The organism is Pseudomonas sp. RIT-PI-q, from assembly GCF_001297125.1.
Taxonomy (GTDB): Bacteria; Pseudomonadota; Gammaproteobacteria; order Pseudomonadales; family Pseudomonadaceae; genus Aquipseudomonas.
Genome location: NZ_LHPC01000041.1, coordinates 1 through 19,101 on the forward strand (window position 1 = coordinate 1; position 19,101 = coordinate 19,101).

The 19,101-nt window shown below is 60.0% G+C and carries 16 protein-coding genes and 1 pseudogene; 8 read left to right on the forward strand and 9 right to left on the reverse strand.

Annotated elements, in window-relative coordinates; all coding sequences use genetic code 11:
* Positions 1-206: 206 nt before the first annotated feature.
* The gene (locus AEQ67_RS36015; protein ID WP_177333673.1) at positions 207-464 is read left to right on the forward strand and encodes a hypothetical protein; all 258 of its coding nucleotides are present in this window, start codon (positions 207-209) and stop codon (positions 462-464) included.
* Here AEQ67_RS36015 and AEQ67_RS22615 read toward each other — a convergent pair.
* The 5 genes and pseudogenes from AEQ67_RS22615 to AEQ67_RS36845 all read right to left on the reverse strand — a co-directional run.
* Positions 451-1,446 carry a lysylphosphatidylglycerol synthase transmembrane domain-containing protein gene (locus tag AEQ67_RS22615; protein ID WP_059406046.1) on the reverse strand — a complete coding sequence of 332 codons (996 nt, stop codon included), beginning with the start codon at positions 1,444-1,446 and terminating at the stop codon, positions 451-453. The two genes, AEQ67_RS36015 and AEQ67_RS22615, sit on opposite strands and share 14 nt — an antisense overlap.
* A complete protein-coding gene (locus AEQ67_RS22620; protein ID WP_059406047.1) occupies positions 1,443-2,219 on the reverse strand; it encodes a DUF2334 domain-containing protein in 777 nt (258 codons plus the stop codon). The genes AEQ67_RS22615 and AEQ67_RS22620 overlap by 4 nt, the downstream gene beginning before the upstream one ends.
* Entirely contained in the window at positions 2,212-3,333 is a 1,122-nt protein-coding gene (locus AEQ67_RS22625) for a glycosyltransferase family 4 protein (RefSeq protein ID WP_059406048.1), read from the reverse strand. The genes AEQ67_RS22620 and AEQ67_RS22625 overlap by 8 nt, the downstream gene beginning before the upstream one ends.
* A 190-nt stretch (positions 3,334-3,523) precedes the next feature.
* Positions 3,524-4,288, reverse strand: a complete 765-nt coding sequence (locus AEQ67_RS36840; protein ID WP_442965668.1) for a methyl-accepting chemotaxis protein — start codon at positions 4,286-4,288, stop codon at positions 3,524-3,526.
* Positions 4,289-4,378: 90 nt separating this feature from the next.
* A pseudogene (locus tag AEQ67_RS36845) lies at positions 4,379-5,413 on the reverse strand (HAMP domain-containing protein); the annotation flags it as partial.
* Between the two features lie 173 nt (positions 5,414-5,586).
* Between AEQ67_RS36845 and AEQ67_RS22635 the strand changes: the two are divergent.
* On the forward strand, positions 5,587-7,074 hold the full coding sequence (locus AEQ67_RS22635; protein ID WP_059406076.1) for a helicase HerA-like domain-containing protein: 1,488 nt from the start codon (positions 5,587-5,589) through the stop codon (positions 7,072-7,074).
* A 100-nt stretch (positions 7,075-7,174) separates the two neighbouring features.
* Here AEQ67_RS22635 and AEQ67_RS22640 read toward each other — a convergent pair whose 3' ends face one another.
* A complete protein-coding gene (locus tag AEQ67_RS22640; RefSeq protein ID WP_059406050.1) occupies positions 7,175-7,630 on the reverse strand; it encodes a DUF721 domain-containing protein in 456 nt (151 codons plus the stop codon).
* Positions 7,631-7,937: 307 nt separating this feature from the next.
* On the opposite strand from AEQ67_RS22640, the gene secA reads away from it, so the two are divergent.
* From secA to AEQ67_RS22660, 4 genes are all read left to right on the forward strand, one after another.
* Positions 7,938-10,673 carry a preprotein translocase subunit SecA gene (secA, locus tag AEQ67_RS22645; RefSeq protein ID WP_059406051.1) on the forward strand — a complete coding sequence of 912 codons (2,736 nt, stop codon included), beginning with the start codon at positions 7,938-7,940 and terminating at the stop codon, positions 10,671-10,673.
* Between the two features lie 135 nt (positions 10,674-10,808).
* Positions 10,809-12,026, forward strand: coding sequence for a bifunctional glutamate N-acetyltransferase/amino-acid acetyltransferase ArgJ (gene argJ, locus AEQ67_RS22650; protein ID WP_059406052.1), 1,218 nt, complete (start codon positions 10,809-10,811; stop codon positions 12,024-12,026).
* Between the two features lie 142 nt (positions 12,027-12,168).
* Positions 12,169-12,801 (forward strand): glutathione S-transferase, encoded by a 633-nt coding sequence (locus AEQ67_RS22655; protein ID WP_059406053.1) that lies wholly within the window; start codon positions 12,169-12,171, stop codon positions 12,799-12,801.
* Complete coding sequence (locus AEQ67_RS22660; protein ID WP_059406054.1) at positions 12,798-13,742, forward strand: Nudix family hydrolase; 945 nt, start codon at positions 12,798-12,800, stop codon at positions 13,740-13,742. The genes AEQ67_RS22655 and AEQ67_RS22660 overlap by 4 nt, the downstream gene beginning before the upstream one ends.
* A 140-nt stretch (positions 13,743-13,882) precedes the next feature.
* Here AEQ67_RS22660 and AEQ67_RS22665 read toward each other — a convergent pair whose 3' ends face one another.
* The 3 genes from AEQ67_RS22665 to AEQ67_RS22675 are packed head-to-tail and all read right to left on the reverse strand — an operon-like array spanning position 13,883 to position 17,466.
* On the reverse strand, positions 13,883-14,464 hold the full coding sequence (locus AEQ67_RS22665) for a cob(I)yrinic acid a,c-diamide adenosyltransferase (protein ID WP_059406055.1): 582 nt from the start codon (positions 14,462-14,464) through the stop codon (positions 13,883-13,885).
* Between the two features lie 2 nt (positions 14,465-14,466).
* Positions 14,467-16,503 carry a sensor histidine kinase gene (locus tag AEQ67_RS22670; RefSeq protein WP_059406077.1) on the reverse strand — a complete coding sequence of 679 codons (2,037 nt, stop codon included), beginning with the start codon at positions 16,501-16,503 and terminating at the stop codon, positions 14,467-14,469.
* Positions 16,504-16,548: 45 nt separating this feature from the next.
* Positions 16,549-17,466 carry a putative 2-dehydropantoate 2-reductase gene (locus AEQ67_RS22675; RefSeq protein WP_059406056.1) on the reverse strand — a complete coding sequence of 306 codons (918 nt, stop codon included), beginning with the start codon at positions 17,464-17,466 and terminating at the stop codon, positions 16,549-16,551.
* Positions 17,467-17,606: 140 nt separating this feature from the next.
* Between AEQ67_RS22675 and AEQ67_RS22680 the strand changes: the two genes are divergently transcribed.
* Both AEQ67_RS22680 and AEQ67_RS22685 read left to right on the forward strand, forming a co-directional pair.
* Positions 17,607-18,092: a YajQ family cyclic di-GMP-binding protein gene (locus tag AEQ67_RS22680; RefSeq protein ID WP_007906601.1), complete on the forward strand. Its 486-nt coding sequence runs from the start codon at positions 17,607-17,609 to the stop codon at positions 18,090-18,092.
* 138 nt (positions 18,093-18,230) lie between these two features.
* A complete protein-coding gene (locus AEQ67_RS22685) occupies positions 18,231-19,073 on the forward strand; it encodes a mechanosensitive ion channel family protein (protein WP_059406057.1) in 843 nt (280 codons plus the stop codon).
* Positions 19,074-19,101: the final 28 nt, after the last annotated feature.

The following is a 19,101-nucleotide window of genomic DNA, read 5'->3' on the forward strand; positions in this document are numbered from 1 at the left end:
GGAAAACCAGCACCGTCTATGACGAAAAGGCTTACTTGCAGGCATTAACGCGGCGTGGATCAACGCTGGTAGTGGCGCCGATGGAGGTGGTCACAGGTTGACGGACAGGCTCAGGGCGTGAGGGGGCGGTGCATCAAGATCAAAAGCACGGCGGCCTGCAGGCCGGCCTGATTTCAAGGCAATGCATTCCCCCTGTAGGAGCGAGCTTGCTCGCGAAGAACATCAATGATGGCGCGTTTCAGCAGGATAAACGCGGTGCCTATGATTCCATCGCGAGCAAGCTAGCTCCTACAGGGGATCGGCGTGATACAAATAGATGGGCACACACGGTCAATGTAGGAGCTGCCGAAGGCTGCGATCTTTTGATCTTGCCGTTGCTTTGCTTTGCTTCGGCTTTAGCAGCCGTTACCGCAGCAACGGATATGTACACGGTCAAAAAAGCTCCCGCCCCTAAGCCTGCTTAAACCTCAACAACTTCTTCAACAGCGGCCGCCCCAGCATCAGCAAAAACACCGGCCCCCCCACCAGCAAATAAAAGTAATACGTCACCGCCCGCCAAATCAGAATCGCCGCCGCGGCCGTCGATTTCCCCACCATCGGCGCCAACAACGCCGCTGAAGTCAACTCCGCCGCCCCAGCACCTCCGGGCAACAGACTGAATTGCCCCGCACTCAGCGAAAGCATCTGAATCAGAAAACTCCAGGCCCACTGCAAATCCGCGCCGAGCCCCCGCAACGCCAGATACAGCACGCTGTAACGCAAAATCCAATGCAGACAGGTCAAGGCAAACACCGTGATCAATGTCTGAAAGGGCAACTTCAACGTGTCAGTAAACGCCGCTAAAAAATGCAGGAGCTTTCGCGCCCAGCGCAGTCGGGTGGTGGCTTTGACATTGAGGCGAACCAGCAACCGACCGCTCAGGCGAATCAGCAAGCGGTGGTAGCGGGCCACCACCACGCAACTGAACAACCCACCGAACATCGAAATCGCACTCACCATCAACAGCCACTCCATGCGCTGGCTGAGGTGCTGAAACAGCGCATAAATCAGGATCCCGCTCAGCGCGCAGAGAAAAAACAGCAAATCGCTCAACTGATCCATGGCGAACACCGCGCTGCCCCTGGCCGGACGCACCCCCTGACGGGCCAGCAGCGCCATGATGGTCAGCGGTCCGCCACTGCCACCGGGCGTGGCGCAGTAAGCGAACTCGGCAGCCATCACCACGCCGAGGCTTTTGATCCGGCCCACCTTGTCGCGCTGATCCCCTAACAACAGACGCAGGCGCATGGTGTTCAGCACCCAGCACAACAGGATCATGGCGAACATGATCAGCAGCCATCCCATCGGAAATTTGCCCAACCGAGACCAGGTTTCACCACCACCCAGCAACGAAGGAATCAGCACCGCGGCGAGCAGCGCGACGAGCAGCAGAATCCCGCGACTCATGCGGCGCGACCGATACGGTCGGATTGCTGCGCCAGCCAGTGGGCCTTGGTCATTGGTACACGGCCCTGGTCGAGCAAGCGTTTCAAGGTATTCAGCCAGTAAGTGCGCGAGAACGCGTGGCGCATGTCGACCGGGTGCAGGCCGAGGCGAATCACCGGCGCCTGCCGCCAGCGTTGTTCGCGCTGATCGCTGACCAGCTTCGACAACCCCCGACGCCAGGCGCTGCGTGCGCTCCACACCAGGCCCGGGGCATCGATCGCGGTGAAATCCGGCAGGCGATACAGGTGCTGTGGATCACTGGTATAGCTCAGCGGCAATTGGCGCAGGGCCTGGCGTGTGCCTTCGCTCATCAACCAGGCCGGGGCGACGAAGCCATGAAGCGGCCAGTTGTAACGCTGGAACACGTCGATGCCGGCGCTCAGGCGAGCGAGGGCGGCGTGTTGTGACAGGCTGTAAAACTCGCCTTCGTGGGTGTAGATCCGGCGCATGAACCAGTCTCGGGGATTGTCGGGGGCCGCGTCTTCATCGCAGTGAAAGTAGCCGTGCAGCGCCAATTCGTCACCTCGGGCAATACGGCTGGTGAGCCAGCGTCGAAATCGTGGATGGGCCTCCAGGTCGTTGTGCTTGTGAAAATCCGGAACCACCAGCCAGGTCATCGGCACCTCGCCCAAGGCGTCGACCGCTTCGACGAAGGGTTGGTAATCGCCCCAGGTTTGTGGCGCGACATCATGCAGTACCAGTAACAGGCTGGGCGCGTTCATGGGCTCAACCATTGGCCGCCAGCGGCCATTGGCTGCCGAGCACGGCGTGATAGTGGCCCAACAGGCTGTTGACCACCGTGTCCCAGGCGTAATGCTGCTCGACATGGCTGCGCGCCTGTTTGCCCCGCACAGCGCTGCCCGAGCTGAACAACTCGCGTACGGCGTTGGCCATTGCCATTGAATCGTTCGGCGCGCAAAGCAAGCCGCAGTGTTCGCTGACGATTTCCTGAAAAGCCCCGGCCGCCACGGCCACCACCGGAATGCCGCTGGCCATGGCTTCGAGGATCACCAGGCCGAAGGTTTCCTGATCGCCGGCATGCAGCAGCGCATCGGCGCTGGCCATCAATCGCGCGACTTGCGTCGCCGGGCAGAACTCATCGATCACGGTGACATTGTCCGGCACCAGGGCCGGCATCGACGAACCCACCAGTAGCAAGTGATAGCGCCGGCCCAGGCGTTTCATGCAGTCGAGCAGGACCGGCAGGTTTTTTTCCTTGGAGCCGCGTCCGGCGAAGATCAACAGGTGCGTGTTTTCATCGATGCCCAGTTCGGCCCGCAGGCCTGTGTCTCGTGCGCTGGGATTGAAGGTTTGCAAGTCGACGCCCAGCGGCTGTACGAAAACGTTCTTCACCCCAAGGCCAACCAGTTTGTCGACCATGACCTGGCTCGGCGCCAACACCCGGTCGAAGTTGCCATAGAGTTTGCTGACATAGGCTTCGACATTGGGGGTGACCCAATTGCCCATGCGATTGCTGACCAGCAAGGGCAAGTCCGAGTGATAGAAGCCGATCACCGGCACATCGAGTTGCCGCCGGGCATCCAGGGCTGCCCATGCGGTGAGATAAGGGTCGCCGACTTCGATCAGGTCGGGCTGCAAATCCTGCAGGACATTGCGCCAAGGCGCGAGACGGAGAGGGAAGCGATAACCCTTGCCGAAGGGCAGGGCGGGGGCCGGAACCGTGTAGATGCCATCTTCTTCGCCTAAAGACGACCCAGGGATCAGAAGACTATGGCGAATGCCTGGCTTGATGCCGAGGCGACGGTGTTTTGCATCCAGATAAGTGCGCACGCCACCGCTGGCAGGGGCGTAGAACATGGTTATGTCAGCGATATGCACGATGAACATCCCTCCGGTCCGTTGTTCTCCCTTGGTTGACCTTTATGAAGAATAGATGTTCGGTTGGGGTTTTGTGGCGGGGTGTCAGTGAGGTTTCGTGGTGTTTGGCAGTCAGCCTTCGCGGGCAAGCCTCGCTCCTACAGGGGACGATGTGAATCTGTAGGAGCGAGGCTTGCCCGCGAAGAGGCCCGTTCAGACGCTAAATACGGAAACTGCCTACCAGCTGCGTCAACCGCGCCGCCTGCTGCTCCAGATCCGAGCACGCCCGCAACGTCGATTGCAGGTTTTCCACCCCTTCCTGATTCAGTGTATTGATCTCGGTAATGTCGACGTTGATCGATTCCACCACGGCATGCTGCTCCTCGGTCGCAGTGGCCACCGACTGGTTCATCCCGTCAATCTCCCCAATACGCAAAGTCACGCTGTTCAGGCGTTCGCCGGCCAGGTTGGCGATTTCCACACTGTCCTGACTGTGGCGCTGACTGTCGCTCATGGTGCTGACGGATTCACGGGCGCCCACTTGCAGCTCCTCGATCATCGTCTGCACCTGTTGCGCCGACTCTTGAGTACGGTGCGCCAGGTTGCGCACTTCATCGGCGACCACGGCAAAACCGCGTCCGGCTTCACCGGCGCGGGCCGCTTCGATAGCCGCGTTGAGTGCCAGCAGGTTGGTTTGCTGGGAGATGCTGGTGATGACTTCGAGAATCTGCCCGATGTTCACGGTTTTGCTGTTCAGCGATTCGATGTTGCTGCTCGAAGCGCTGAGCATGCTCGACAGTTGATTCATCGCCGCAATGCTACGATCCACCACTTGTTGGCCATCTTCGGCCAAGTTGCGGGCATCACTGGCCTGACTCGACGCCTGAGCGGCGTTGCGCGCGATTTCCTGGGCGGCGGCGCCGAGCTGGTTGATCGCTGCGGCGACGCTGCTGGTGCGCGAGGCCTGTTGGTCGGAGTTGAACATCGACGAGTTCGAAGCGGCCACGACCCGCAAGGCCACCTCGTTGACTTGCCCGGTCGCCGACGATACTTCGCGGATCGATGCGTGAATGCGCTCGACGAAACGGTTGAATGCAGTACCGAGGATGCCGAATTCGTCGTTGTTCTGAATGGTCAGGCGTTTTGTCAGGTCGCCTTCACCGTCAGCGATGTCGGCCATCGCCCGAGTCATGACGTGCAACGGCTGGATCAGGATGCGGATCAGCATGCCCAGCAGGGCAATGATGATGGCCACGGCGATGATCGTCGCAACGACCGCCGAGGCGCGGAATTCGCTGAGCATGGAGAACGCTTTGCCCTTGTCCACCGACAGACCGATGTACCAGTTGACCGAGGACAGGCCTTTGATTGGCGTAAAGGTCACGATGCGCGTCTTGCCATCGACGTCTACTTCACTGAAATCGCTGCTGATGCGCGGGGTGTTTTTCGGATACGCCTCGCTCAAGGATTTCATGACCAGTGCTTTGTCCGGGTGCACCAGGATTTTGCCGTCGGCGCTGACCAGGAAGGCATAGCCCATGCCGTCGAAGTCCAGTGCGTTGAGGCTGTCGGTGATGGCCTGCAAGCTCAGGTCACCCCCGACCACGCCGATGTTCTGACCGTCCTTGAGCACGCTGTTAACGATGGAAATCACCAACTGGCCAGACGCCAGGTCGATGTAGGGTTCGGTGAGGGCAGAACCGCTGGTGCTTTGCGCGCTCTTGTACCAGGGGCGGGCACGCGGGTCATAACCGTCGGGCATCTTGCTGTCCGGGCGGATGATGAAGCTGCCATCCTTGTTACCCAGGTAGGCGCCCATAAAGGTTGACGACACGGCCTTCTGTTCCAGCAGGTTGGAGACGTTGGCTTTCTCTGCGTTCAACGCAACGGTTTGCGACAGGTTTTCGATCAGCAGGCTGCGCCCGGCCAGCCAGGTTTGAATGTTTTTGGCGGTGACGTTACCCATTTCTTGCAGGTAATTGTCGAGGTCGCGGCGTATCGCATTGCGCTGCAGATAGTCGTTGTACAGGGTAAACGAGGCGAAGGCGGCAATAACGATGAGGGCGGCGGCAAGCAGGATTTTATGGCTGAAGCGCAGATTTTTGTTCATGGCTTGGGGTTCCGCTAAGGTCTTAATGTCCAGGGCGTGCTTTTATAAAGGCACGCAAAACGGGCAGTGTTGAAAGCAAGCTGATATTTCCGTCCTCTCCTTAGGGAATTACCGACGCTATTCAGTTTTTGATATCGGCCGTGAACGATCAAAGATTAACCATGGGTGACAAAATGCCTGACTCATTGCAACTCGTTATCGGTGCCGATCTCGCGGGACAACCGATTGCCCAGGCCATGCGCCTGGCCAACCGTCATGGTTTGGTTGCGGGCGCTACCGGGACCGGTAAAACCGTCACCCTGCAACGGCTGGCCGAAGCGTTCAGCGATGCCGGCGTGGCGGTGTTCGCCGCCGATATCAAAGGTGACCTGTGTGGCCTGGGCGCCGCTGGCAACCCTCAAGGCAAGGTCGCCGAGCGGATCGCCGGGATGCCCTGGCTGAACCATAAGCCTCAGGCGTATCCGGTCACGCTGTGGGACATTCACGGTCAGTCCGGTCATCCATTGCGCACGACCTTGAGTGAAATGGGCCCGTTGTTGATTGGCGCCCTGCTGGAACTGACCGACAGTCAGCAGTCGGCGCTGTACGCCGCGTTCAAGGTCGCCGACCGCGAAGGGTTGTTGCTGCTCGACCTCAAGGATTTGAAGGCACTGCTCAATCACCTGCGTGATAACCCCGAAGTGCTCGGGGACGACGCCGCGCTGATGACCACCGGTTCCAGCCAGGCGCTGTTGCGCCGGCTGGCGACCCTGGAACAGCAGGGCGCCGAAGCGTTGTTTGGCGAGCCGGCGCTGCAACTCGAAGACATTTTGCAACCGACGGCCGATGGCCGCGGGCGCATTCACTTGCTCGATGCCAGTCGTCTGGTCCACGAAGCGCCGAAGGTCTACGCGACGTTCCTGCTGTGGCTGTTGGCCGAACTGTTTGAGCAGCTGCCGGAGCGCGGCGATTCCGACAAACCGCTGCTGGCGCTGTTTTTCGACGAGGCGCATTTGCTGTTCGCCGACACGCCCAAGGCGTTGCAGGATCGTCTTGAGCAGGTGGTGCGGCTGATTCGCTCGAAAGGTGTGGGCGTGTATTTCGTCACTCAATCGCCGGGCGACTTGCCGGATGACGTGCTGGCTCAACTGGGTTTGCGTATCCAGCATGGTTTGCGCGCATTCACCGCCAAGGAGCAGAAGTCCCTGCGAGCGGTTGCCGAGGGTTTCCGCCCGAATCCGGCATTTGACGCCTTGTCGGTGCTGACCGAGCTGGGGATCGGCGAGGCACTGGTCGGTACTTTGCAGGACAAAGGCACACCGGAGATGGTCCAGCGCGTGTTGGTCGCACCGCCGCAGTCGCGGATCGGGCCGTTGACCGAGACTGAACGCACGATGTTGATCGCGGGTTCGCCATTCAAGGGGCGGTATGACAAACCGATCGATCGCGAATCGGCCTATGAAGTGCTGATGAGTCGTAAAGGCCTGGCGCCGGAGGCTGAAGCGGCGCCGGGTAAGCCTGCGCCAGAAGAACCGAGCTTCACCGACAAGGCCGGGGAATTCCTCGGCACAGCGGCAGGGCAGGCACTGAAATCAGCCATGCGACAGGCGGCCAATCAATTGGGCCGACAGTTGGTGCGTGGTTTGATGGGCTCATTATTAGGCGGCAGTAAGCGCCGCTGAAACGCACTTGAAGGGTAGGAGCGAGGCTTGCCCGCGAAGAGGCCCTTGAAATCGCCAAAAGCTTCGCGGGCAAGCCTCGCTCCTACAGGGATGGGGGACTTCAGGTTTTGGGTTTGGCATGCGCCGCAAGGCGTTCGAGCGCCGCCCGCAGATTCGGATCGCTGATGCCATCGGCCGTGGCCTGAATGGTCGCGCCCGCATCCGTCGACAGGCTGATGGTGTGCCCGGTCGCGCCCTGCTGAACGGTCGGTGGTTGCACCTTGAACAGAATCCGCGTCTGACTGGCGAACTCATCGAACATCTGCAGTTGCCGTTGCAGGCGCTTTTGCTGGTAACGCAGGCGGGTGGCCCAATGACCGTCGGTGACGATCAGCAACAAACTGCCTTCGCGCCACGACGCCACATGGCAATGTTCGCGAGCGGCGGGCTGCAATTGGCTTTCCAGCAGACGTTGTAAATGACCCAGGCGTTGAGCGTGGCCGAAAATGGCTTTCAGCGGTTTGGCTTCGCGAAGCAGAACGGCGGGTGCTCTGGCCGTGAGAGGGCGAAATGCCATGATCAGACACCTGAAGTAACAGAGCCGCCATGGTAGCAGAAAGCACTGGATGCGCCCGACCCATTGCTTTGCGAGCGCTTTACCCATTAAATCAACAAGTAACTTCTGCCGTGAATGGCTTGAAGTTAAGCAAAAAGCCCTTATTTTAAGTGAGCCCCGTCACAGCGCTGTGCCAGCATCGTGGAATAACGCCACTTTCCTCACCATCGTTTCCGGGTAGAATGCTCGTTCGCATGCGGCCATGAGGGCTGCACGGGCGACTCACGGGGCCGCCCTCCATCCCTTTAGTGTGGAAGATCCTGCCGATATGTTTGCGCCTTTGTTAAAGAAACTTTTTGGAAGCAAGAACGAGCGTGAAGTCAAACGCATGCTCAAGACGGTGCAACTCGTCAATGCCTTCGAAGAGCAAATGGTAGCCCTTTCGGACGATCAATTGCGTGCCAAGACAGACGAGTTCAAGGCCCGCATCGCCAAAGGGGAAACCCTCGACAAGCTGCTGCCTGAAGCCTTTGCGGTCGCCCGTGAAGCCGGTAAGCGTGTCATGGGTATGCGTCACTTCGACGTCCAGCTGATCGGCGGCATGACCTTGCATGAAGGCATGATCGCGGAAATGCGTACCGGTGAAGGCAAGACCCTGGTGGCAACACTGGGCGTTTACCTCAACGCGCTGTCCGGCAAGGGCGTGCACGTTGTGACGGTGAACGACTACCTGGCCCGTCGCGACGCCAACTGGATGCGTCCGCTCTACGAATTCCTCGGCATGACGGTTGGCGTGGTTACACCGTTCCAGCCGCCGGAAGAGAAACGTCTGGCTTACGCCGCCGACATCACCTACGGCACCAACAACGAATTCGGTTTCGACTACCTGCGCGACAACATGGCGTTCAGCATGGAAGAAAAATTCCAGCGTGAACTCAATTTTGCCGTGATCGACGAAGTCGACTCCATCCTCATCGACGAAGCCCGTACTCCACTGATCATTTCCGGTCAGGCCGAGGACAGCTCCAAGCTGTACATCGAGATCAACAAACTGATCCCGCAGCTTGAGTTGCACGTCGAAGAAGTCGAAGGCGAAGTCACCAAGGCCGGCCACTACACCGTCGACGAGAAGACCCGTCAGGTCGAGCTCAACGAAGCCGGTCACCAGTTCATCGAAGACATGCTGACCCGCGTTGGCCTGCTGGCTGAAGGCGAGAGCCTGTATTCGGCGCACAACCTCGGGCTGCTGACCCACGTTTATGCCGGCCTGCGCGCTCATAAACTGTTCAATCGCAACATCGAATACATCGTGCAGGACGGTCAGGTCGTCCTGGTCGACGAACACACCGGTCGTACCATGCCGGGTCGCCGTTTGTCCGAAGGCCTGCACCAGGCCATCGAAGCCAAGGAAAACCTGAACATCCAGGCCGAAAGCCAGACCCTGGCGTCGACCACGTTCCAGAACTACTTCCGTCTGTACAACAAGCTGTCCGGCATGACCGGTACTGCTGACACCGAAGCGTTCGAATTCCACCAGATCTACGGTCTGTCGGTGATGGTCATCCCGCCGAACAAGCCGCTGGCGCGCAAAGACTACAACGACCTGGTGTTCCTGACCGCCGAAGAGAAATACGCGGCGATCATCAACGACATCAAGGAGTGCATGACTCAGGGCCGTCCGGTGCTGGTGGGGACCGCCACCATCGAGACCTCCGAGCACATGTCCGCCCTGCTGGTCAAAGAAGGCATCGAACACAAGGTTCTGAACGCCAAGTTCCACGAGAAAGAAGCCGAGATCATTGCCCAGGCCGGTCGCCCAGGCGCACTGACCATCGCCACCAACATGGCCGGTCGCGGTACGGACATCCTGTTGGGCGGTAATTGGGAAGTTGAAGTTGCTTCGCTGGAAGCTCCGACCCCTGAGCAGATTGCCCAGATCAAGGCCGACTGGCAGAAACGTCACCAGCAAGTGCTGGAGTCGGGCGGCTTGCAAGTGATCGCTTCCGAGCGTCACGAATCGCGCCGTATCGACAACCAGTTGCGTGGTCGTGCCGGTCGCCAGGGTGACGCCGGTTCCAGCCGTTTCTACCTGTCGCTGGAAGACAGCCTGATGCGCATCTTCGCCTCTGACCGGGTGAAGAACTTCATGAAAGCCCTGGGCATGCAGCCTGGCGAAGCGATTGAGCACCGCATGGTGACCAACGCCATCGAAAAGGCCCAGCGCAAGGTTGAAGGTCGTAACTTCGACATTCGTAAGCAACTGCTTGAGTTCGACGACGTCAACAACGAACAACGTAAAGTGATCTATCACATGCGTAACAGTTTGTTGGCCGCTGACAATATCGGCGAAACCATCGCCGACTTCCGTCAGGACGTGCTCAACGCGACCGTCAGCGCGCACATTCCGCCGCAATCGTTGCCTGAACAGTGGGACGTCGCCGGTCTGGAAGCTGCGTTGCAGAGCGACTTCGGTGTGGCGTTGCCGATCCAGAAATGGCTCGACGAAGACGATCACCTGTATGAAGAAACCCTGCGTGAGAAGCTGCTGAGCGAATTGCTGGCTGCGTACAACGAGAAAGAAGAGCAAGCGAGCGCCGAAGCGCTGCGCACCTTCGAGAAACAAATCGTGTTGCGTGTGCTCGACGACCTGTGGAAAGACCACCTGTCGACCATGGATCACCTGCGTCACGGCATCCACTTGCGTGGTTATGCCCAGAAGAACCCGAAGCAAGAGTACAAGCGCGAGTCCTACACGCTGTTCTCCGAGTTGCTGGATTCCATCAAGCGCGACTCGATTCGTGTGCTGTCGCACGTTCAGGTTCGTCGCGAAGATCCGATCGAAGAAGAGCAACGCCTGCGTCAGGAAGCCGAAGCACTGGCTGCGCGCATGCAGTTCCAGCACGACGAAGCGCCGGGTCTTGAGCAACCGGAACTGCTCGGTGAAGAGGTCGATGTTGCCCTCGCCATCGCCCCGGTACGCAACGAACAGAAGCTGGGCCGCAACGAACTTTGCTATTGCGGTTCGGGCAAGAAGTTCAAGCATTGCCACGGGCAGATCCAGTAAAACCCGTTTCATACGCTGAAATACCCGCGCCGCGACCGGCTTATGCCGTCGCGGCGTTTTGCCATTTAAACCACCGTGCCACGTTAGAAGAACGGGGTAATGACGGTGCTGACATCATTTTTAAGGAGCGCATTCATGGCTGTTGGTCTTGGTCCTTTGCCAACGTTGCACCCGGTTGCCGGTTTTGAACTCGGTATCGCCTCGGCCGGCATCAAGCGCCCCGGGCGCAAGGATGTCGTGGTCATGCGCTGTGCAGAAGGTTCCACGGTGGCGGGCGTGTTCACCTTGAACGCCTTTTGCGCCGCTCCCGTGATCCTGGCCAAGCAACGCGTGCAAGGCCCGGTGCGTTACCTGCTGACCAACACCGGTAATGCCAACGCCGGCACCGGCGAACCTGGCCTGGCGGCTGCCGAGCGCACGTGCGCCAAGCTGGCTGAACTGACCGGTGTCGACGCCAGCCTCGTGCTGCCGTACTCCACGGGTGTGATTGGCGAGCCACTGCCGGTCGAGAAAATCGAAGGCGCGTTGCAAGCCGCACTGGACGATCTGTCGGTCAACAATTGGGAAGCAGCCGCCACCGGCATCATGACCACCGACACCTTGCCGAAAGGCGCCAGTCGCCAGTTCCAGCATGACGGCGTGACCATCACTGTCACCGGCATCAGCAAAGGCGCGGGCATGATTCGCCCGAACATGGCGACCATGCTCGGCTACATCGCCACCGACGCCAAAGTGTCCCGCGAGGTCCTGCAAAACCTGCTGCTGGACGGCGCCAACAAGTCGTTCAACCGCATCACCATCGACGGCGACACCTCGACCAACGACTGCTGCATGCTGATTGCCACCGGTCAGGCGGCACTGCCGGAAATCACCCGCGCCGAAGGCGAGTTGTTCGCCAAGTTGAAGCAAGCGGTGTTTGAAGTGTGCATGGACGTGGCTCAGGCCATCGTTCGCGATGGCGAAGGCGCGACCAAGTTCGTCACCGTTGAAGTCAACGGCGGCGGCAACCACCAGGAATGCCTGGACGTCGGTTACACCGTGGCCCACTCGCCGCTGATCAAGACCGCGCTGTTTGCCTCTGACCCGAACTGGGGCCGCATCCTGGCCGCCGTCGGTCGTGCGGGCGTACCGAACCTGGACGTGAGCAAAATCGACGTGTTCCTTGGCGAAGTGTGTATCGCCAGCCGCGGCGCGCGTGCCTCGACCTACACCGAAGCTCAGGGCGCGGCGGTGATGCAGCAGGAGGAAATCACCATCCGTATCGAACTGGGTCGCGGCGATTGCAGCGAAACCATCTGGACCACCGACCTGTCCCACGAATACGTGAAGATCAACGCCGAGTACCGTACCTAAGTCAGACCGCGTCGCCCCCTTCGCGGGCAAGCCCGCTCCCACAGGTTCAGTGCAAATCCTGTGGGAGCGGGCTTGCCCGCGATGAGGGCCGACCAGACACTAAAGATTCTGGCCCATACCCCCTTATCAAAAGGTCCCGAACATGAGCCTCCACCTGATCATCGGCGACAAACTGATTTCCTCCTGGTCCCTGCGCGGCGCGCTGGCCCTCGATCTGGCCGGTGCAGCCTATACCGAAGAACTGATCAAGCTGAACCAGCCGGACACCCGCGAACGCCTGCTCAAGCACTCGCCGACCGGCAAAGTCCCGCTGCTGAAAACCGAGCACGGCACCGTTGCCGACTCCCTGGCGATTGCCGAGTACCTGGCCGAACAGTTCCCTGACGCCGGCCTCTGGCCCAAAGACATCGGCGCGCGTGCCCAGGCACGTTCGGCCTGTGCACAAATGCACGCCGGGTTCTTCGCCATGCGTGGCAACATGCCGTTTGACCTGAGCCGCGACGCGCCTCTGTCACCGACGCCAGCAGACGTCCAGGCAGACATTGAACGCATGTTGGCGTTGTGGGCGGAGTGCCGTGCCGTTGCCACCGAAACCGGCCCGTTCCTGTTTGGCGGTGCGACCCTGGCCGATGCGTTTTTCGCACCGATCGCCGTGCGCCTGCGTACCTATCAGGTGCAACTGCCTGCAGTGGATGAGGCCTACGTCGAAACCCTCTACCAATGGCCAGCCTTCAAGGCCTGGCAGAAGGCAGGTCTGGAGGAGATTGGGCAGTGAAACGAGTCCACGTAGCCGCCGCCGTTATCCGTGATAACAGTGGCAAGATCCTCATCGCACGCCGCGCCGATACTCAGCATCAAGGCGGTCTGTGGGAATTCCCCGGTGGCAAGGTCGAGGACGACGAATCCGTCGAAACCGCCCTGGCCCGTGAGCTTCACGAGGAGTTGGGCATCGTGGTCAGCGCGGCGCGCCCGTTGATCAAGGTGAGGCACGATTACCCGGACAAGCAAGTGTTGCTGGATGTCTGGGAGGTTTCGGCCTTTACCGGCGAGCCGCATGGCGCCGAAGGCCAGCCTTTGGAGTGGGTCGCGCCGCGTGATCTGCTGAACTACGAGTTCCCGGCGGCCAACCAGCCGATCGTGGCGGCGGCACGGTTATCCGCGCAGTACCTGATTACCCCGGACGACCTGGAGACGCCGGCCTTGTTGCGCGGTATTCAGAAAGCCATCGCGGGCGGGATCAAGTTGATCCAGCTGCGGGCGCCTAACGGTTACGACCCCAAATACCGCGATTTGGCGGTGGACGCGGCGGGGCTGTGTGCCGGCAAGGCGCAGCTGATGATCAAGGGGCCGTTCGAATGGCTGGGCGATTTTCCGTCCGCCGGTTGGCACATCACGTCAGCGCAACTGCGCAAGTATGCGGCGGCGGGTCGACCGCTACCGGCGTCACGCTGGTTGGCGGCGTCCTGCCATAACGCTGAAGAGCTGGCGCTGGCCGAACAGATGGGCGTGGACTTTGTCACCCTGTCGCCGGTGAAGCCGACCCTGACGCATCCAGGGGCTGAGCCGTTGGGCTGGGAGCAGGCTTCGGTGTTGATCGAAGGTTTCAGTAAGCCGGTGTTTTTGTTGGGTGGTGTTGGCCCGGCGGATCTGCAGAAAGCCTGGGAGTCGGGTGCACAGGGTGTGGCGGGGATTCGGGCGTTTTGGCCTAAGGCTTGATATTGCGGTGTTTCTGCGGGCCTCATCGCGGGCAAGCCCGCTCCCACAGGTTCAGTGTGTACACAAACTTTGTGTTCGGCACGATCACTGTGGGAGCGGGCTTGCCCGCGATGAGGCCCTGACAGGCAATAGCTTTCGGGTCAAACCCCAGGCTTCGCCGCCGCCTGCCACAAAATCTCGGCAATCCCTTGGCGCTTGGCAATCAACCGCGCCACCACAAACAGCACATCCGACAACCGATTGATATACGCCAGGCCAACCCCGGCCAGCGGTTCAATCGCATTCAACTGCTGACACCGCCGCTCGGCACTTCGGGCCAGGCTGCGGCACACGTGGGCTTGGGCAATCAGCGCCGAACCGCCCGGCAGAATGAAATTCTCCAGCGGCCCCAGCTCTTCGTTCCACCGATCGATCGCGGCTTCCAGGCGTTCGATTTCAGCGGTATCCAGCGCCTGATACACCGGCATCGCCAGCTCTCCGCCGAGATCAAACAACCGATGCTGGCAGGGCGCCAAGACCTCGATCACTTCGTTCAACCCCGGAAATTGGTCGAGCTCCGCCGCCAACCCGGCCAATAAGACGCCCACCTGACTGTTCAGCGTATCGACCTCGCCAATGGCCTCGATCCGTGGATGGTCCTTGGGCACGCGGCGACCATCGCCCAGCCCCGTTTCGCCTTTGTCGCCGGTGCGGGTGTAAATCTTCGACAAGCGAAAGCCCATGGTTACCTCGATAGCTGATTGAGTTCTTGAGAGACAAGCGGGGTGCCCGCCAAGGGCAGGCGCAAGGTGAAACAGGTGCCTTGGCCCAGGGTCGATTGCACTTCCATCTGACCCTTGTGGTTATTGGTGATGATGAAATACGAGACCGACAAGCCAAGGCCGGTGCCCTGACCGATTTCCTTGGTGGTGAAGAACGGCTCGAACGTGCGTTTGCGCACACTCTCGCTCATGCCGACGCCATTGTCCTCGACCTGGATTTCCGCCCACGGTGGATTCAGTTTGGTACGCAGGATGATTCGCCCTGGCTCGCGGTCGTCTTCGCGCTGGTGAATGGCCTGGGCGGCGTTTTTCAGCAGATTGAGCAGCACTTGCTCCAGTTCGTTGGCGGTGCCGGGTACTGGGCCCAATGCAGGGTCGAACTGACGGATGATCGCCTGACCCTTGAAGTCAAAACCGATCGCCAGGTCGAAGTCATTTCCGGCGATTTCCACCGCTTGATCGATCAGCGCCGGCAGGTCGCACGGGGCCATTTGCCGGGTACTGCGGCGGCTGAAGCTGAGCATGTGCGTGACGATTTTCGCCGCCCGGGCGCCTGCCTGTTGAATGCCGTCGAGCAGTTGCGGCACTTCACGAACCTGCAGGTATTTGTTCACCGTTTCCAGCTCGATGCCGACGTGTTCGGCTTGTTCGAGGTTCTTCGGCAGCTCCGGGGACAGGCGCCGGCGAATGTTCTGCACGTTGTGCAGGATCGCACCCAGCGGGTTGTTGATTTCGTGGGCCATGCCGGCGGCAAGGCCGCCGACCGAGAGCATTTTTTCTGACTGCACCATCATTTCTTCCAGCGACAGACGCTGAGTGATGTCGTCGATCCGGATCACCACGCCGCGCCCGGCGCCACCCATCAACGGGTAGAAGGTCAGCGCGTAGTGCTTGGGTTCTTCGTCCTTGAACCAGGTGACCCGTTCGATCTTGGCCACCGTGTGCTGCTCGACGGTTTGCTTGAGCTGCGGCAGAAACGGCTTGAGCGGTTCGAAGGCGAGGAAGATCGGCTGGTTCAAGGCTTCGTCGAGGCGCGTACCGGAAAGGGCACTGGCCTCCTGGTTCCACTGCGTCACGTACAGCTGCTCGTCGAGGGCGATCAACGCCGATGGCATGGAGTCGATGATGCTGTTGAGGTAGTTCTGGAATCCGGTGAGTTTCTTCTCGATCTTGCTGCGCACCTGGACTTCGAGTTCCAGTTTGCGGTTGGTGTGGCGGGTTTCTTCGGCCAGGCCCTGCGCTTGGTCGTACGCGGCCTGGGAGTCGGCACGGGCGGGTTTGAGTTGCTGTTCCCGGGCTTCAATGCGCGAAAGCATTGTGTTGAAGGCTTCGGCGAGGCTACCGATTTCGTCGTGGTTGCCGCGTGAGGCGCGCAGGGCGTAGTTCTCTTCCCGGGTGACTTGCCGCGACAATTCTTCGAGTTGATGGATCGGGCGGGTAATCAGGCGTTTGATCGGCCGGGCGATCACCAGCCACAACAGCACGCTGAAGATCAGAATCCCCAGACTCGCGGTGAGGGTGCCGGGATAGAACGCCATCGGCAGTTCGCTGCTGGCGACCAGCAGCAGATGACCGGGGGCCGTGCCGGGGCGGGGCAGGGTGATCACTTGATTGCTGCGGAATTCGGTGGCTTGCCAGGACTCGATGTGCCGATAACGTTCCGGCAGGTTCAGTTTGTCGCCATGCTGCAACTGCGCCAGGCGTTCGCCCTTGCCGTCATAAAGGGCGGCGGCGCGCAGCGGCGAATAGCTGTTGAGTTCATTGAGCAGGCGTTCGGCGCTTTGCGGCGACTGCAAGGCTTCGGACACCAGGCTCGGGTTGGACACCAGGCGGCCGATGGTCTGCAAGGCTTGGGGCGCCATGCTTTCCTGGGAGATGTAGTACGCGGCGCTGATAAAGGTCAGGTTGGCGACCAGCAGGACAGTGGTCAACAGCACCAGCAGGGCGGCCAGCAGTTTCTGGCCGACCGGGAGGTTTTCAAGGCGCTGGCGCAATGGCATCAGGTTCATCGCTGCAAAGGAACAAGTGGCCAGCGTAGCCGCTGCTCAGTCGCTGGGCAATCCAAGGCTGCGCAGATGGGTGACCAACCTTGACTCAAGCTGATTGAGGTGCGGCAGGGTCAACTGATGCCGAGTGGCGACTTTGCAGACGTGACCCAGCAGGTAGCTGATTTCGGTCCGGCGCCGGTGGCTGACGTCCTGATACATCGAGGAGTAATTGGCGGCGGTGGCATGGATGACGCGCTCGACTTCCTGTTGCAGATCCTCGGCGGCTGCCGGCTGACCGCAACGTTCAAGCAGTTCGGTCAGTTCGCCGCAGAGGGTGGCGACTTCGCAGTGATGTTCCTGTAGACCGCCATTTCGGCAATCGTGCAGCACCGTCAGGGGATTGATCGCACAGTTGAGCGCCAGTTTTCGCCACAGCCTGGTGAGAATGTCGGTGCTCCACTCGTGGTGAATCCCGGCGGCGCTCAAGTCATCCAGCCAGATGGGCGCCACCGGATGCCCGGCATCCCCCAGCCAGGTGTAACCGTGGCCGGCGAACACGACGCGCCAGTCGCCATCACGGAATGCGCCTTCGGTGCTCGACGCGCAAATACAGCGAGCCTGCGGCACCTGCGCGGCAACGGCGTCCTGACTGCCCAGGCCGTTCTGCAACAGAATCAGTTCGGCACCGGGGGCCAGACGCGGCGCCAGTCGGGCCACGGCTTTCTCGGCATCGTAGGCTTTGCAGGCCACCAGCAGGCGGTTTATCGGCTCATGGCTTTCGGGTGTCTCGGCGGGCACTGGATAGAGTTGCGCTTCACCGTGTTCGACCAGTGTCAGTCCACCCGCCGCCTCATAATCCTGCAAGCGCGCGGCATCCCGCAGGATCAGGCGCACCGGCACGCCGGCGCGTGTCAGACGTGTGGCCCATAAGGTGCCGAGGCTGCCGGCGCCCAGAACATGCCAGGTGGTGGACATCAGCTTTTTGCTCTGTTTATGGCGCGCATCGGAGGCTCGCAGTGAATGATCGGAAAGACCCGTTATAATCAGCGCGGATTTTAACCGCAAGCCAGGTGTGCTCCCTCGTGATTGAGCATGCCCTTTATTGGAGAGATTACATGCCGTCGTTCGACGTGGTATCCGAACTGGACAAACACGAAGTCACCAACGCGGTCGAGAACGCCGTCAAGGAACTCGATCGTCGTTATGACCTGAAAGGCAAAGGCACCTTCGAGTTCAAGGAAAAGGACCTGACCGTCAACCTGACCGCTGAGGCCGATTTCCAGCTTGAAGCGATGATTGAGATCCTCAAGCTGGCCTTGGTCAAGCGCAAAATCGACGTGCAGTGCCTTGAAGTCAAGGATGCCTACGCATCGGGCAAGCTGATGAAGCAGGAAGCGGTCCTTAAGGAAGGCATCGACAAAGAGCTGGCGAAGAAAATCGTCGCTCACGTCAAAGACGCCAAGCTCAAGGTCCAGGCTGCCATTCAGGGCGAGCAGGTGCGCATTACCGGCAAGAAGCGTGATGACTTGCAAGAAGCGATCGCCGCCCTGCGCGCCAAGACTTTCGATATGCCGCTGCAGTTCAACAACTTCCGCGACTGACTTTCGAAGCGGGAACCTCTCGGCGTTTTCGGCGTCCGAGGCCCAAGCAACGGCAGAAACGATTGATCCCGGAAGGTTTCGGTCTTTTCTGCCGCTTATTTTTCGCGTGCCGGGTAGCCGGGAATCAGGAGAAAGAAGATGGATTTGAATGCTGAAGTAGACAACCTGGTCAAGGCGTCACAAGCCTGGATTCCGATGATCATGGAATATGGCAGCCGCGTGTTGCTGGCGGTGATCACCCTGGCCGTGGGCTGGTGGCTGATCAACAAGGTGACGCAAAAGCTCGGCGGCCTGCTGGCATTGCGTAACGCCGACCTGGCGCTGCAAGGGTTCATCAGCAGCCTGGCGAACATCATCCTCAAGGTGCTGCTGATCGTCAGTGTTGCGTCGATGATCGGCGTGGAAACCACCTCGTTCGTTGCGGCCATCGGTGCGGCCGGCCTGGCCATCGGTCTGGCTTTGCAGGGCAGCCTGGCGAATTTCGCTGGCGGCGTGTTGATTCTGTTGTTCCGTCCGTTCCGCATCGGTGACTGGATCGAAGCTCAAGGTGTCGCCGGCACCGTCGACAGCATCCAGATCTTCCATACCGTACTGCGTACTGGCGATAACAAAACCATCATCGTCCCTAACGGCAACTTGTCGAACGGGATTATTACCAATACAAATCGTCAGCCTACCCGCAAAGTTGTGTTCGACGTGGGTGTGGACTACGAAGCGGACTTGCAAAAAGCCCGTGCAGTATTGCTGGAACTGGCCAAGGACGAACGCGTATTGACTGACCCGGCTCCACAAGCAGTCATTTCTACCTTGGGCGACAGTTCGATTACTGTTTCCCTGCGAGTGTGGGTGAAAACGGCGGATTACTGGGATGTGATGTTCATGTTTAATGAGCAATCCCGGGATCGTCTGAAAACGGCAGGCATCGATATTCCGTTTCCGCAGCGGGTTATTCGTGTGGTGCAAGAATCTGCGGTGCAGTGATCGACCCGTTAACTAATGTCTGACTTTT

Bases quoted from the DNA above. Each gene is read 5' to 3' on its own strand.
- AEQ67_RS22615 (WP_059406046.1), bottom strand. From the start codon at position 1,446: ATGAGTCGCGGGATTCTGCTGCTCGTCGCGCTGCTCGCCGCGGTGCTG.
- AEQ67_RS22620 (WP_059406047.1), bottom strand. From the start codon at position 2,219: ATGGTTGAGCCCATGAACGCGCCCAGCCTGTTACTGGTACTGCATGAT.
- AEQ67_RS22625 (WP_059406048.1), bottom strand. From the start codon at position 3,333: ATGTTCATCGTGCATATCGCTGACATAACCATGTTCTACGCCCCTGCC.
- AEQ67_RS36840 (WP_442965668.1), bottom strand. From the start codon at position 4,288: ATGTTCAACTCCGACCAACAGGCCTCGCGCACCAGCAGCGTCGCCGCA.
- AEQ67_RS22635 (WP_059406076.1), top strand. From the start codon at position 5,587: ATGCCTGACTCATTGCAACTCGTTATCGGTGCCGATCTCGCGGGACAA.
- AEQ67_RS22640 (WP_059406050.1), bottom strand. From the start codon at position 7,630: ATGGCATTTCGCCCTCTCACGGCCAGAGCACCCGCCGTTCTGCTTCGC.
- secA (WP_059406051.1), top strand. From the start codon at position 7,938: ATGTTTGCGCCTTTGTTAAAGAAACTTTTTGGAAGCAAGAACGAGCGT.
- argJ (WP_059406052.1), top strand. From the start codon at position 10,809: ATGGCTGTTGGTCTTGGTCCTTTGCCAACGTTGCACCCGGTTGCCGGT.
- AEQ67_RS22655 (WP_059406053.1), top strand. From the start codon at position 12,169: ATGAGCCTCCACCTGATCATCGGCGACAAACTGATTTCCTCCTGGTCC.
- AEQ67_RS22665 (WP_059406055.1), bottom strand. From the start codon at position 14,464: ATGGGCTTTCGCTTGTCGAAGATTTACACCCGCACCGGCGACAAAGGC.
- AEQ67_RS22670 (WP_059406077.1), bottom strand. From the start codon at position 16,503: ATGCCATTGCGCCAGCGCCTTGAAAACCTCCCGGTCGGCCAGAAACTG.
- AEQ67_RS22675 (WP_059406056.1), bottom strand. From the start codon at position 17,466: ATGTCCACCACCTGGCATGTTCTGGGCGCCGGCAGCCTCGGCACCTTA.
- AEQ67_RS22680 (WP_007906601.1), top strand. From the start codon at position 17,607: ATGCCGTCGTTCGACGTGGTATCCGAACTGGACAAACACGAAGTCACC.
- AEQ67_RS22685 (WP_059406057.1), top strand. From the start codon at position 18,231: ATGGATTTGAATGCTGAAGTAGACAACCTGGTCAAGGCGTCACAAGCC.